Genomic DNA, 14,044 nt, shown 5'->3' on the forward strand with positions numbered 1-14,044 from the left:
CGTGATGTTGGCGATAAGAAAAATTACCGCCGGGCATGGGGGTCTGTCTGTAGACGATGTGCCTGCGCCAAAGGAGGCCCGCGGCAGCGACGTATTGGTGAAGGTCGAGGCAGCTGGAATCTGCGGTACTGACCTGCTGATCTACAAGTGGGGCGACTTTGCGAAGCGGATGAAACTGCCGACCATCATCGGTCACGAGATCAGTGGGGTGGTTGAACAGGTCGGTTCGGACGTCAAGGGCCTGCGACCCGGAATGCGAGTCAGTCTGGAGAGCCATCTTCCTTGTGGAGTCTGCTACACCTGTCGACGTGGTTGGGCCCAATGTGTGTCCTCATACGCGCTATCCAGGCGTCGACTTTGACGGGGGGTTTGCCCCGTTCGTCATGGTTCCGGAAAGTGTGTGTTGGCCGGTGCCGCCTGAAATCTCTCCACTGCAGGCGGCCATGATGGAGCCTTTTGGACTGGCGGTACACGCCAGCATGGAGGGTTCCGGGGTCTCGGGATTGAATGTCCTTGTCTCTGGTTACGGGCCGATCGGACTGATGAACATTGCAGCTGCCCGGGCATTGGGCGCAAGCAAGGTGATTGCTACGGATGTCCATCCGCTCCGCCTGGCCGCGGCAGCCAGGATGGGGGCCGACGAATGTGTCAATGCAGCTGATGACAGTGTTTACGAGACGGTGCGCTCATTGCTCGGTGAGAGAGGGGTCGATGTCGCGATTGACTACTCTGGGCAGGCGTCGGCACTGAAAGCGCTTATTCAATCCATCACTCAGGGGGGTGAGCTGCGGCTGATGGGCGTTCCCTCGCAGGAGATTTCACTCAACCTGGAAGAGTGGCTCTTCAAGGGACTTGTGGTCCGTGGGCTTCATGGAAGACGCCTTTTCGAAACCTGGGAACGTTCAACAACTCTCCTCGCCAACGGGCGTGTCGACTTGTCTTCGCTTGTTTCGCATCGCGTGGCCCTTTCCGATGCACAGGATGCGTTTGAAATGGCCTTGAATGGAAAGTCGTTAAAAATCCTGTTTGAGCCCAATGGCGCATGTGCCTGAGTTATGGTGCTGAAGCTGGCGCACGAGCGTGAGCGTCCCTTCCAGCCAGTCGCGCAGGAGTCTCTTGGCAGGAGCATGACGGGCCGGTAGCGTTGCGCGCTTCCCTCCTCACGAGCGTGTCCTCGCATGATCCAGCGTTTCGATTCCGGTCCCCGCATGTCCGAGATGACCGTGCATAACGGCGTGGCCTACCTTGCCGGTCAGATTGCCGAATCCGGTGGAGACATCGGCACCCAGACCCGCCAGGTGCTTGCCGAGATCGATGCGCTGCTTGCCAGGGCCGGCAGTGACAAGTCCAGGATCCTGCGCGCGGAGATCTTCATGGCCGACCTGGCTGAGTTTTCCGGCATGAACGCCGAGTGGGAAGCCTGGGTCGCCCCGGGCCACACCCCGGCCCGCGCCACCGTGCAGGCGCAGTTGGCAAGGCCGGAATGGAAGGTCGAGATCATCATTACCGCTGCGGTCTGATGCGGTCCCGAGCTGGATGCGGCTGAGCACCCCGCCAGCGGGTCGCAGCGCCTCTTGGGGAGTCTTCGAAGGTGATGCACGACGACCTCTTCGCCCGGCCCGATGCGCAACTGCTGAGCCTGTTCTTCGCCCTGATGCCGTCCGCGAGCGACCAGGCGGCGCTTGACGAAGCCGCGCGCCTGCATGCCACGCGCTTTGGCCGGATGAAACCCATCTTGGCAGCCAAGCGCCATGTGACCTTGCTCTACCTGGGCCAGCCGATGGACGAGCAGATTCCCTCGCTGGTCGCCGGTGCGGGGCGGGCGATGGCGACGATCCAGGGCGAGTCCTTCGTGCTGACACTGGACCAGGTGGCGGTGTTCGGCCGTAATTCGCTGGTGCTGGCAGCCTCGCAGACCCCACGCGCGCTGGCCGAGCTGGAGCAGCGCGTGCGCCGTGCGGCCCTGCTCAACCGGCTGCTGCTGGCCAGGGCGCCGGCGTTCCATCCGCACCTGACCCTTGGCCACAACGACGGTCGCCGCGTCGCGCCGGTGAATTGCCCACCGGTGCGTCTGGCCTTGGATACCGTCGTCCTGCTGCGCGGGGCGGGCGACGCGCCTTACCAGGAACTGGGGCGCTGGTCGCTGGCGTGATCCGGCAGCGACCGGCGTCCGCCGACCTGGGCCATGACCGCCGCCGCGGCCAGCACGACGGCGGCGATCAGGAACGCGGTGGCAATGCAAGGCAGACTGGCTGCGGTCCGACCGGGGTCGAGGTCACCGCGCCGAAGAGCACCGGCGACAGCAACCAGGCGTAGCGCTAACGCTGTTGTTGGTGCCCCGTAGCGGGCCATGCTCGAAGTCGGACATTCGCCGGGGGCATCGGCGATTGCGGGGTTGGCATCGCCAGGCCCCATGGCGCCTTGGGCAGCATCGCTGCCAAGAACAGCCGGCGGGTCGGTCCCAGCCCCATGCAGGCGATGGCGGTGCTGCAGGCGGTGCTGGCGCTGCAACGCGATGGCCCGCGTGATCCGGGGCGGGCGATTCGGATTTTCCCCACGCGCCGGCGCGGCCTGCGCCGATCGCACGGTCTGCCGTGCCTGCGCATGCTGTGGCATCGATATGGCAGGAGGCCTTCGATGGCGATCACCCAGGCGCGGGCACGCGGTGCCGGACGGATGTGGCAGCGGATCCGCACGTTGTGCCGGGCCGCGTCCGCGGTGCATCTGGCGCCGTTCGGGGCCTGGGCCGCACTGTGGCTGCTGGTCGGCGTGTGCGGATGCCTGCTGTTGCCGGCGCTGCCATCGCTGCGATGGCTGCTGCCGATGCTGGGCCTCGGCGCCGTGCTGTGGTGGCGCTGCGGGGCGATGCCCGGGCGCGGCCTGGGCGTGGTGCTGACCGGCTTGGCGCTGGCCGGCGTCCAGTCCAGTTGGGCGCTGTCGGCGCAGCTGCCGGAGCGCTGGGAACGGCGCGACCTGGTCATCGAAGGGCGCATCGCCGGCCTGCCACAGGCCGAAGCCCGGCGCACGCGGTTCGACTTTGTCACCGATGCCTGCCCCGGCGCGCAGACGCCAGGCTGCGGCAGGCGCCTGCAGCTGGCCTGGTACGACGATTTCGGCGCGACCGCGCCAGGCCCGCGCACCCAATTGCAGGCCGGCGCGCGCTGGCACTTGGTGGTCCGGCTGCGCGCACCGCGGGGGCTGGCCAATCCGGGCGGCTTCGACAGCGAGCGCCATGCGCTGTCGCGGCGGGTGAGCGCGACCGGCTATGTGCGCCAGGTCGAGCAGGCGCGAGCCCTGTCCACCGCGGCCGGGGTCGATGGCTGGCGCGCGCGCATGTCGGCACGGATTGCTGCGCAGGCGCCGGCCGGTTCACAGCGGTTCGTGCGCGCGCTGGCGCTGGGCGATACCGGCGGCCTGGATGATGCCGACTGGAGCACGCTGCGGGCCGCGGGCCTGACTCATCTGATCGCGATCTCCGGCTTCCACGTCGGCCTGGTGGCCGGCTTCGGCGCCTTGCTGGCGGCTGGGCTCTGGCGTCTGTTTCCGCGCCTGGGCCGGCGCTTTCCGCGGGCGATGGCGGCGGGCGTGGCGGCCATGGCATTGGCCGCCGGCTATGCGGTGCTGTCCGGGTTCTCGCTGCCGACCGTGCGCACGCTGCTGATGATCGCGGTGGTGGCGCTGGCTCGGTGCGGGCGAAGGCGTGCCAGCGCTGCCCAATCTCTGGCGCTGGCCACCATCGCGGTCCTGCTGGCCGATCCGCTGTCGCCGCTGACGGCCGGCTTCTGGCTCAGCTTTGCCGGCGTCGGCTGGCTGCTGTGGTGCCTGCCGCGCAGCGACGCGCCGCTGCTGCGGCAGTTCCTGTCCGCGCAGGGCGTGGCCACGCTGGGGCTGCTGCCGCTGACGGTGGTGCTGTTCGGCCAGGCCTCGCTGGCCGGGCCATTGGCCAATCTGGTCGCGATCCCCTGGTGGAGTCTGGTGGTGGTGCCGCTGGCGTTGCTGGGGACCGCGCTGGAGGCGCTGCACGCCGGCTGGGGCGGCTGGGCGTGGTCGCTGGCCGGGCATGCGTTTGCACCGAGCTGGGAGCTGTTCGGGTGGATGGCGCGCAGCCGCTTCGCGCTGTGGTGGCTGGCCGAAGGGGCGTGGTACGCGTTGCCGCTGGCCCTGATCGGCGCGTTCTGGCTGCTGCTGCCGCGTGGTGTACCCGGCAAGGCGTTGGCGGCCCTGCTGTGGCTTCCGTTGCTGTGGCCGGACACCGACCGGCCGGCAGTGGGCGAGGCGACCCTGACCGTGCTCGACGTCGGCCAGGGCCTGTCGGTGCTGGTCCGTACTCGCGCGCACGCGCTGCTGTTCGATACCGGCCCGGCCGTGGCCGACGGCTTCGACGCCGGCGAGCGGGTCGTGGTGCCGGCCTTGCACGCCCTGGGGGTGGCGCGGCTGGACCGGGTGATGGTCAGCCACGGCGATGCCGACCATGCCGGCGGCCTGGGCGCAGTGCGGCTGGGCCTGCCGGTGCTGGAAGTACTGAGCCCGGCGGGCGCGCCGGTGCCGCTGCAGAGCGCCTGTCGCGCCGGCCAGGCCTGGTACTGGGACGGCGTGCGTTTCGAGGTGCTGCATCCGGCGCGCGGCTTTCCCTACCTGGGCAACGAGGCCAGTTGCGTGCTGCGGGTGGACACCGCGCACGGCGCGGCGCTGCTGGCCGGCGACATCGGCCAGGTGATCGAACGCGACCTGCTCGCGCGCAAGCCCGGCAAGCTGCACGCGCAAGTGGTGCTGGTCGCGCACCACGGCAGCGAGAAATCGTCCGATCCGGGCTTCGTCCAGGCCACCGGTGCGCGCCTGGCGCTGGTCTCGGCCGGCTACGGCAATCGCTTTGGCCATCCGCGCCCGCAGATCGTGCGGCGCTGGCAACACGCCGGGGCCGAAGTGCTCAATACCGCCGACAGCGGCGCACTGGGCGTGTGGCTGCGCGCCGACGGCCTGGCCGTGCGCGAGCGCCGGCGCTGGAAGCCGCGGCTGTGGGACGCGGTCCAGGCAAAACGGGCGGCTGGGCTATCCTATCGGCCTGCAACTACACGGCCCGGCGTGCCGTAAGGATTGAACGTGCTGGAACTGGTGAAGGCGGGTGGCTGGCCCATGATCCCGCTGCTGCTGCTGGCTGTGCTGGCCCTGGCCATCGTGGTGGAACGGTTCTGGAGCCTGCGTCGCAAGGAAATCCTGCCGCCGGGCCTGGGCGAGGAAGTCCGCCGCTGGGCACTGTCGGCCAACCTGGAGCCCTCGCACATCGAATCGCTGCGCCAGACCTCGCCGCTGGGCGCGCTGCTGGCCGCCGCGCTGGACGTGCGCCACCGCTCGCGCGATGTCGTGCGCGAGCGCATCGAGGATACCGGTCGCCATCTGGTCCATCGCATGGAGCGCTTTCTCAACACCCTGGGCACCATCGCCGCGGCCGGGCCGTTGCTGGGCCTGCTGGGTACGGTGATCGGCATGATCCAGATGTTCCTGGGGATTCTCGACCACGGGGTGGGCGATGTGACCCAGCTCGCCGGCGGCATCGGCAAGGCGCTGGTGTGCACCGCGACCGGCATGCTGGTGGCGATCCCGGCGCTGATCTTCCATCGCTATTTCCGCGGCAAGGTCACCGGTTATGTGATCGAGATGGAGCAGCAGGCCATGGCCCTGTCCGATGCGCTGGAAGCGCGCAACGCCGCCGCCGCGCGGCCCCAAGCCTGAGCTGCGCCGCATGCGCATCCGCGACGACCGCGCCCACGACGAGCCGGAGATCAACCTGATCCCGCTGATCGACGTGATCCTGGTGCTGGTCATCTTCTTTGTGATCACCACCACCTTCGACGCGCGCTCGACCCTGCAGCTGCAGCTGCCCTCGGCCTCGCAGCAGGCGTCCGAGGCGCCGGCCAGGGCGCTGAGCGTGCTGGTCAATGCCGAAGGCCGTTATTTCGTCGGCGACAGCGAGGTACTGCGCACCGATGTCGATGCGCTCAAGCAGGCCATCGCCCAGGCCGCCGGCAACGACCGCGATCGCCCGGTGATGCTGCGTGCCGATGCCCGCACCCCGCATCAGGCCGTGGTGACCGCGCTGGACGCGCTGGCCCAGCTGAACTTCAAGCGCGTGTCCATCGCCACCGCGCCGGAGCCGGCCAAGTGAATGCAGCCTTCAACGGCTCGGCCTGGAAGACCTACCGCCGGCTGCTGACCTTTGCCAAGCCGTATCGTGGCCTGCTGGTGCTGGCGGCGCTGGCCGCGCTGGTCGAAGCCGCCGGTAGCAGCCTGTTCCTGTGGCTGATGAAGCCGATCACCGATGAGACCTTCGTCTCCAAGAACATGGAGTTTGCCGCCTGGCTGCCGGCGGCCATCATCGCGGTGTTCCTGGTGCGCGGCATCGCCGGCTACCTGACCGACATGTCGATGGGCCGCGCGGCGCGCAGCGTGGCGCGCGACCTGCGCGTGCGGGTGCTGGGCAAGTACCTGCGCCTGCCCGGTTCGCGCTTCGATGCCGAGCCGGTGCCGTCGATGCTGGTGCGCCTGGGTTCGGATTCGGACCAGGTCGCCCAGGCCGCAGTCGATGCGCTCAAGACCATGGTCCAGCAGTCGCTGCAGGTCATCGGCGCGCTGTGCATCATGCTCTACATCAGCTGGCAGGTGACCATTTCGGTCCTGGTGCTGGCCCCCCCGCTGGCCTTCGTGATGAACAAGGTCGCCAAGCGCTACCGCCGGGTCAGCCACCGCATCCAGGAAAGCGGCGCGCAGCTGCTGCAGGCGGCCGACCAGACCCTGTCCAACCAGCAGGAAGTGAAGGTCTACGGCGCCCAGCCCGAGGAACTGCGGCGCTACGCCACCCTGGCCGACAACAATCTGCGCCTGGCGATGAAGGTCGAAGCCACCCGCGGCCTGTCTTCGGCCCTGGTCCAGATGATGGGCGCGATCGGCCTGGCTGGACTGCTGCTGCTGGCCGGGCACGAAGCGGCCGCTGGCCGCCTGACCGCCGGCGGCTTCGTCAGCCTGATGGTGTCGATGATCGGCATCATTCCCGCGTTGAAGAGTCTCACCAGCGTGCAGAACGTCCTGCAGCGCGGGGTGGCCTCGGCCGAGCGCCTGTTTTCGGTCCTGGACGCGCCGGACGAGATGGACACCGGGTTGCGCCCGCTGGCACGCGCCAGGGGGATGATCGAGTTCCGCGACGTCAGCGCGCGCTACCCCGGCCAGGCCAAACCGGCACTGGAGCACATCAGCTTTGTCGCCCGGCCCGGCACCGTCACCGCGATCGTCGGGCGTTCGGGCAGCGGCAAATCCACCCTGATCAAGCTGATCCCGCGTTTCTATGAGCCGGAAGGCGGCCAGATCCTGGTCGATGGCGTGCCCCTGCAGGAGTACGCGCTGGCGGACCTGCGCCGGCAGATCGCGCTGGTCGGCCAGCAGGTGATGCTGTTCGATGGCAGCGTCACGGCCAATGTGGCCTATGGCGAGATGCGCTCGGCCGATCCGCAGGCGCTGGACAAGGCGCTGCGCGATGCGCACGCGATGGAGTTCATCGAACAATTGCCGGAGCGCAAGGACACCCCGATCGGGGTCAAGGGCAGCAGGCTCTCCGGCGGCCAGCGTCAGCGCCTGGCCCTGGCCCGGGCGATGCTCAAGGACGCGCCGATCCTGATCCTGGACGAAGCCACCGCTGCGCTGGACAACGAATCCGAGCGCCTGGTCCAGGATGCGCTGACCCAGCTGATGCCCGACCGCACCACCCTGGTCATCGCCCACCGGCTGTCCACCATCGAACACGCCGACCAGGTGCTGGTGCTGGATCACGGCAAGCTGGTCGAGCAGGGCACCCACGCCGAGCTGCTGGCCAGGGGTGGGCTGTACGCGCAGCTGCATGGTGCGCAGTTCCGCGAAGCGCAATGAGCAAGGCCCCGCGGACCCCGCGCCACTGGTTCGACGGCGCCCCGGTGCCGCCGGTCGCACGCCTGCTCGAACCGGTCTACGCCGGCGCCCTGAAGCTGCGCGCCGGCCTGTTCGGTCTGCACCTGCTGCGCCGCAAGCGCGCGCCGGTGCCGGTGATCGTGGTCGGCAACCTCACCGTCGGCGGCACCGGCAAGACCCCGCTGACCATCGCCCTGGTCAAGCGCCTGCGCGCTGCCGGCTGGAATCCGGGCGTGGCCAGCCGTGGCTACGGCCGCCACGATCAAGCCACCCCGCGCTGGGTGGAGCTGCAGACCACGCCGGCAGAAGGCGGCGATGAGCCGGTGCTGATCGCACGTCGTACCGGCGTGCCCGTGCGCGTGGACCGCGATCGGGTGGCCGCCGCGCGGGCGCTGGCGACAGCTGGCTGCGACATCGTGGTCTGCGACGACGGCCTGCAGCATTACCGCTTGCGTCGCGACCTGGAGATCGAGGTCATCGACGGCCGTCGTCGCTATGGCAATGGCCGCCTGCTGCCGGCCGGGCCGCTGCGTGAACCGGCCGTGCGGGCAGCGCGCTGCGATTTCCGGGTGGTCAACGGTGGCAGCGCGGGCTTCGGCGAATGGCCGATGACCTTGCGTCCGGAGGGTGCGGTCCCGCTGGCGGGCGGCAAGCCCCTGCCGCTCACCGCCTTCGGCGGGCATCGCGTGCATGCGGTGGCCGGCATCGGCAATCCGGCACGGTTCTTCGACATGCTGCGCGACTACGGGATCGGCGTGGTGCCGCATGCTTTTGACGACCACCACGCCTACACGGCGCAGGATCTGCAGTTCGGCAGTCAGCTGCCGGTGCTGATGACCGAAAAGGACGCAGTCAAGTGCGCGCCGTTCGCCAGCGCGTGGAGCTACAGCGTGCCGATCGATGCTGAACTGCCCGAGGCGTTCTGGGTCGCGCTCGAAGCGCGTTTGCAGCTGCTGCGCGAACCGGCCGCCGGCCGCGGCAGCAGGCGCTGAGCGGCCGCGCCGGCGTTGCCTGTGGCCCTCATGGCGTGCGACGCACTGCCCGGAGCCTACAGACGTGGCCCTTTAAACTGGTCCGCGCTGCCACTACGCCATCCATCTGGATGGTGTGTCCTGCAACCCGCGCGGAGGCGCCTGCATGCCTGAGCTGAACGAACCCTTCGTCGTCGCCATTCCCGCGCGGCACGATGCCTCGCGCCTGCCGGGCAAGCCGCTGCGCCTGCTGGGCGGCCGGCCGCTGGTGCTGCACGTGGCCGAGCGCGCCCTGGCCGCGGGCGCGCACCAGGTGTGGGTGGCCACCGACGACGAACGCGTGGCGCGGGTACTGGACGGGCAGGGCGTGCAGGTGGCGATGACCGCGACCGGCCACGCCTCCGGCAGCGACCGTCTGGCCGAATGCGCCCGGATCGCCGGCTGGGGCGATGGCGCCCTGGTGGTGAACCTGCAGGGCGATGAGCCGTTCGCCCCACCCGAAGGCATCCGCGCGGTGGCCGCGGCACTGTCGTCCAGCGGCCATCCCATGGCCACGCTGGCCACCCCGATCGAGCAGGCCGCGCAGCTCTTCGACCCCAACACGGTCAAGCTGGTCACCGACGCGCGCGGCGATGCGCTGTATTTCAGCCGGGCGCCGCTGCCGTGGCATCGCGACGGGTTCGCCCGCAGCCGCCAGGTGTTGCCGGAATCGGCGGCGCCGTTCCTGCGCCACATCGGCATCTATGCCTACCGCGCCGGGTTCCTGCGCCAGTTTGCTGCATTGCCGCCGGGGCGGCTGGAGCGGACCGAGTCGCTCGAACAACTGCGCGCGCTGGAAGCGGGCTTCAGGATTGCCGTGGCGCTGACCCCGGTCGCGTTTCCGCCCGGCGTGGATACACTCGAGGACCTGGAACGCGCCCAGCGCCATCTGGATGGTCTGGCGTGATCGAGGCGGCAGGGTGCGCAGGTGATGTCGATGTCTGGCGATGGGTCGATCCGGCCGTCCAGGCGGTCGGCGCGCGCCGATCGGGTGGACCGGGCTCCGGCATAATCTCATGCACATGACGCCCCTCCACGCACCGGACTTTCCCCACGGCCTGCACTGGCTCAATGCCGCCCCCACCGAACTGCGATCACTGCAGGGCAGCGTGGTGGCGTTGGCCTTCGTCGATCCTGCCTCGGCCTGGTGCATGCAGCGCCTGGCCGACCTGGCCGTGCTGGAACGGCGCTACCGCGGTCGCCTGCAGGTGCGGATCCTGGCCCAGCCGCGCTTCGATGCGCACCGCGATCCGCTGGCCACGCTCAAGCGCCTGCGCCGGCATGGGGTGAGCCTGCCGGTCGCGCACGACCGGGACTGGCATGCCTGGCAGCGCTTCAACATCGAGTCCTGGCCCACGGTGGTGCTGATCGACGCGCACGGCATGCTGGCCGATCGCATCGTCGGCACGCCCGGCGTGGGAGCACTGGAAGCGGCGGTGAGCGCATTGTGCGAGCAGGTCCTCGAGCCGCCGGGCACCACGCGCGCCGTCGAAACCAACCCCGAGCCACGCGCGCCGCTGCGCTTTCCCACTGGCCTGGTCGTCACCGCCGAGCGCCTGTACGTGGCCGACACCGGCCACCATCAGATCCTGGAATGCACCCACGCCGGCCGGGTGCTACGCCGGTTCGGCAATGGCACCGCCGACGCGCTGGACGGCGAGCCGGAAATCGCCAGCTTCTGCCGGCCCAATGGCCTGTCGCTGCTGCGCGAGGAACTCTACGTGGCCGATACCGGCAACCACCTGCTGCGCCGGATCAACCTGCGCAGCGGCGCGGTCCAGACCGTGCTGGGCAATCGTCTCACCCGCACCCCGGCCGAAGGCCCGATCCAGTCGCTGCAGGATGTCTCGCTGCCCTCGCCAACCGCGCTGGTGGCCGGCAACAGCTACCTGCACCTGACCCTGGCCGGTGACAACCGCATCTGGACCTGGAACCAGAGCGCCGGCCTGGGGATACTGGAATGCCGGGCCGGCTCGGGCCAGCTGGGCCAGCGCGACGGCGCCGGGATCCTGGCCAGCTTCGCCCAGCCCTCTGGCCTGGCCCAGGTCCAGCAGGCGCTGTATGTGGCCGATACCCTGGGCTCCTCGATTCGCGGCGTGCAGCTGCGCGGCGACCTGACCCAGACCCTGGTCGGGCAGGGCATGTGGGAATTCGGCGATGCCGACGGCCAGCGCCAGCAGGCGCGGCTGCAGGCGCCGGAGGCCCTGGCGCTGGATCCGGATGCGCCGCTGCTGTGGATCGCCGACACCGGCAACGGCTGCATCCGCAGCCTGCGCCTGGGTGGCGGGGTGGTCACCCGGCTGGACCTGCGCAAGCTGGCCGGCCCGGCCGGCGTGGCTGCCTTCGGTGGCAAGCTGTGGATCTGCGAAACCGATGCCCATGCGGTGCTGTGCCTGGACCTGGCAAGCAACACGCTGACCCAGGTCCCGATCGACGAATGAGCCGTCACGCTGTGCAAAACCCGGAACACCCCTTCGACGGCAAGGCCTTCGCCGCTGGCCTGAGCACCGCGCCTGGCGTCTATCGCATGTACGCAGCCGACGACACGCTGCTGTACGTGGGCAAGGCGCGCGCGCTGCGCAACCGGGTTGGCAGCTATTTCAACAACGCCCCGCGCAACCCGCGCACGCTGGCGATGATCGCCCAGATCGCGCGCATGGACGTGACCGTCACCGGCACCGAATCCGAAGCCTTGCTGCTGGAAAACCAGCTGATCAAGTCGCTGGCGCCGCGCTACAACGTGTCCCTGCGCGATGACAAGAGCTATCCCTACGTGCTGCTGACCGGCGAGGAGTTCCCGCGGATTGCCCTGCATCGCGGCCCGCGCGCGATCCAGGGGCGTTACTTCGGCCCGTATGCCAGTGCCGGCGCGGTGCGCGACACGCTCAACCTGATGCAGAAGCTGTTCAAGTTGCGCAACTGCGAGGACAGCGTGTTCCGCAACCGCACCCGGCCGTGCCTGCAGTTCCAGATCGGCCGCTGCACCGCGCCGTGCGTGGGCCTGGTGAGCCAGGCCGACTATGACCAGTCGGTGCATCGCGCTTCGCTCTTTCTGGGCGGGCGCAGCGACGAACTCAGCGATGAGCTGACTGCCGAAATGGAGCGCGCCGCCGCCAGACTGGACTTCGAGGAAGCCGCGCGCCTGCGCGACCTGCTCCAGCGGCTGCGCGGCATGCAGTCGCGCCAGTACGTGGACGGCCACGCGGCCGACCTGGACGCGCTGGCCTGCGCGATGCACGGCAGCACCGCCTGCGTGCTGCTGCTGGCCTTTCGCGACGGCCGCAACCTGGGCACGCGCGCCTTTTATCCACGCACCAACGGCGAGGAGAGCGCCGAGGAAGTGCTGGCCGCCTTCGTTTCCCAGTACTACGCCGAGCAGCTGGCCCCGCGCGAGATCCTGCTGGACCGCGAGATTCCCGAGGCCGAGCTGATCGAGGCCGCGCTCAGCACCGCCGCCAACCGCAAGGTGCAGCTGAAGTGGAACGTGCGCGGCGAACGCGCCGGCTACCTGGACCTGGCCAGGCGCAATGCCGAGATCACCCTGGCCACCGAGATGACCAGCCGCAACGCCCAGAGCGCACGCAGTGCCGCGTTGCAGGAGCTGCTGGGCCTGTCCGAGCCGGCCCAGCGGATCGAGTGCTTCGACATCAGCCACACCATGGGCGAGGCGACCGTGGCCTCGTGTGTGGTGTTCGACCAAAACGGCCCGGTGCGCTCGCAGTACCGGCGCTTCAACATCACCGGGATCGCGCCCGGGGACGACTATGCGGCCATGCGCCAGGCGATCGAGCGTCGCTTCCGCCGGGCGATGGAGGAGGGTGAGCAGGCGCGCTTGCGAAGCACGGGTTCGCGCGCCGACCAAGGCCCGGGCGCGGCCGGCGAGGGCCAGTCGGGCAGGATGTTGCCGGACGTGCTGCTGATCGACGGTGGCACCGGCCAGCTCAACCAGGCCCGCGCCGCGCTGGCCGACCTGGGTGTGGATGGCGTGACCCTGGTCGGTGTGGCCAAGGGCGTGGAGCGCCGCGCCGGCCATGAGACCCTGATCCTGGCCGATGGTCGCCAGGTCAATCCCGGCGCGGCCTCGCCGGCGCTGCAGCTGGTCCAGCAGGTGCGCGACGAGGCGCACCGCTTTGCCATCACCGGCCACCGCGGCAAGCGGCAGAAGGCGCGCATGACCTCCAAACTGGAGGACATCGCCGGCATCGGCCCGCGCCGCCGGGCCAACTTGCTCAAGCATTTCGGCGGATTGTCCGGGCTCAAGGCCGCCGGCGTGGAGCAGATCGCGCGCGTGGAAGGAATCAATCACGCGCTGGCCGAGCGCATCTACGCTAACCTGCACGGGCTGTCTGCACCGGCCAATCCCACCGTGCCCGGGCCCGATCGAACATGAAGTTGACCATCCCCACCTGGCTGACCCTGCTCCGGATCGTGCTGATCCCGGTGCTGGTGGTGGTCTTCTACCTGCCGTTCTGGTGGACCAGCATCGCCTCGGTCACGGTGTTCACCGTGGCGGCGGTGACCGACTGGCTCGACGGCTGGATCGCGCGCCGCTGGCACCAGTCCTCGGCCTTCGGCGCGTTCCTGGACCCGGTGGCCGACAAGCTGATGGTGGCCGTGGCGCTGTTCCTGATCGTGCAGGGCCATCCCACCCCGTGGATGGCGTTCTGGGCGGCGGTGATCGTCGGTCGCGAGATCGCCGTGTCCGCACTGCGCGAATGGATGGCCGAGATCGGCCAGCGCGGCAAGGTCAAGGTGGCCTGGATCGGCAAGGTCAAGACCACCGTGCAGATGATCGCGCTGGCCTGCCTGCTGTATTCGGTGCGCCCGGCCAGCCATGGCCTGAGCGACATCTGGATGAGCGTGCCGGTGTTCCACCTCGGCGACTGGCTGCTGGCGGTGGCCGCGCTGCTGACCCTGTTCTCCGGCTACCAATACCTGCGGGCCGCCTGGCCGAGCTTGCGCCAGGACGAGCAGGCGGCCGTTGACAGCGGCAGGAAAGACACTACAATTTCGCCTCTCGAAACGCGGGATTAGCTCAGTTGGTAGAGCGCAACCTTGCCAAGGTTGAGGTCGAGAGTTCGAGTCTCTTATCCCGCTCCATG

At 69.3% G+C, this 14,044-nt stretch carries 13 protein-coding genes and 1 tRNA gene; all 14 read left to right on the top strand.

What is annotated here, in order from left to right; all coding sequences use genetic code 11:
• Nucleotides 1-4 precede the first annotated feature (4 nt).
• The 14 genes from D9R12_RS16225 to D9R12_RS02050 all read left to right on the top strand — a co-directional run bounded on the left by D9R12_RS16225 (nucleotide 5) and on the right by D9R12_RS02050 (nucleotide 14,042).
• Nucleotides 5-361, top strand: coding sequence for an alcohol dehydrogenase catalytic domain-containing protein (locus D9R12_RS16225; RefSeq protein WP_122227343.1), 357 nt, complete (start codon nucleotides 5-7; stop codon nucleotides 359-361).
• A 49-nt stretch (nucleotides 362-410) separates the two neighbouring features.
• A complete protein-coding gene (locus D9R12_RS01990) occupies nucleotides 411-1,052 on the top strand; it encodes a zinc-binding dehydrogenase (RefSeq protein WP_211327647.1) in 642 nt (213 codons plus the stop codon).
• A gap of 126 nt (nucleotides 1,053-1,178) precedes the next feature.
• Entirely contained in the window at nucleotides 1,179-1,520 is a 342-nt protein-coding gene (locus tag D9R12_RS01995) for a RidA family protein (protein WP_014160648.1), read from the top strand.
• Nucleotides 1,521-1,594: 74 nt separating this feature from the next.
• The gene (locus D9R12_RS02000) at nucleotides 1,595-2,152 is read left to right on the top strand and encodes a 2'-5' RNA ligase family protein (protein WP_122227346.1); all 558 of its coding nucleotides are present in this window, start codon (nucleotides 1,595-1,597) and stop codon (nucleotides 2,150-2,152) included.
• A 524-nt stretch (nucleotides 2,153-2,676) separates the two neighbouring features.
• Nucleotides 2,677-5,091: a DNA internalization-related competence protein ComEC/Rec2 gene (locus D9R12_RS02005; protein ID WP_170159116.1), complete on the top strand. Its 2,415-nt coding sequence runs from the start codon at nucleotides 2,677-2,679 to the stop codon at nucleotides 5,089-5,091.
• 9 nt (nucleotides 5,092-5,100) lie between these two features.
• On the top strand, nucleotides 5,101-5,730 hold the full coding sequence (locus D9R12_RS02010; protein WP_014160644.1) for a MotA/TolQ/ExbB proton channel family protein: 630 nt from the start codon (nucleotides 5,101-5,103) through the stop codon (nucleotides 5,728-5,730).
• A gap of 10 nt (nucleotides 5,731-5,740) precedes the next feature.
• Nucleotides 5,741-6,163, top strand: a complete 423-nt coding sequence (locus D9R12_RS02015; RefSeq protein ID WP_043291116.1) for an ExbD/TolR family protein — start codon at nucleotides 5,741-5,743, stop codon at nucleotides 6,161-6,163.
• A complete protein-coding gene (gene msbA, locus D9R12_RS02020) occupies nucleotides 6,160-7,914 on the top strand; it encodes a lipid A export permease/ATP-binding protein MsbA (protein ID WP_014160642.1) in 1,755 nt (584 codons plus the stop codon). Before D9R12_RS02015 ends, msbA begins: the two co-directional genes overlap by 4 nt.
• The gene (lpxK, locus tag D9R12_RS02025; protein ID WP_122227353.1) at nucleotides 7,911-8,924 is read left to right on the top strand and encodes a tetraacyldisaccharide 4'-kinase; all 1,014 of its coding nucleotides are present in this window, start codon (nucleotides 7,911-7,913) and stop codon (nucleotides 8,922-8,924) included. The genes msbA and lpxK overlap by 4 nt, the downstream gene beginning before the upstream one ends.
• Before the next feature lie 145 nt (nucleotides 8,925-9,069).
• Nucleotides 9,070-9,849, top strand: coding sequence for a 3-deoxy-manno-octulosonate cytidylyltransferase (gene kdsB, locus D9R12_RS02030; protein WP_014160640.1), 780 nt, complete (start codon nucleotides 9,070-9,072; stop codon nucleotides 9,847-9,849).
• Nucleotides 9,850-9,958: 109 nt separating this feature from the next.
• A complete protein-coding gene (locus D9R12_RS02035; protein WP_014160639.1) occupies nucleotides 9,959-11,383 on the top strand; it encodes a hypothetical protein in 1,425 nt (474 codons plus the stop codon).
• Nucleotides 11,380-13,332, top strand: a complete 1,953-nt coding sequence (gene uvrC / locus D9R12_RS02040) for an excinuclease ABC subunit UvrC (protein WP_122227356.1) — start codon at nucleotides 11,380-11,382, stop codon at nucleotides 13,330-13,332. Before D9R12_RS02035 ends, uvrC begins: the two co-directional genes overlap by 4 nt.
• The gene (pgsA, locus tag D9R12_RS02045) at nucleotides 13,329-13,976 is read left to right on the top strand and encodes a CDP-diacylglycerol--glycerol-3-phosphate 3-phosphatidyltransferase (protein ID WP_122227359.1); all 648 of its coding nucleotides are present in this window, start codon (nucleotides 13,329-13,331) and stop codon (nucleotides 13,974-13,976) included. The genes uvrC and pgsA overlap by 4 nt, the downstream gene beginning before the upstream one ends.
• Nucleotides 13,967-14,042 (top strand) — tRNA-Gly (locus D9R12_RS02050). Before pgsA ends, D9R12_RS02050 begins: the two co-directional genes overlap by 10 nt.
• Nucleotides 14,043-14,044 lie beyond the last annotated feature (2 nt).

The sequence above is a fragment of the Pseudoxanthomonas spadix genome (assembly GCF_003703395.1).
In the GTDB taxonomy this organism is placed as follows: Bacteria; Pseudomonadota; Gammaproteobacteria; order Xanthomonadales; family Xanthomonadaceae; genus Pseudoxanthomonas_A; species Pseudoxanthomonas_A spadix.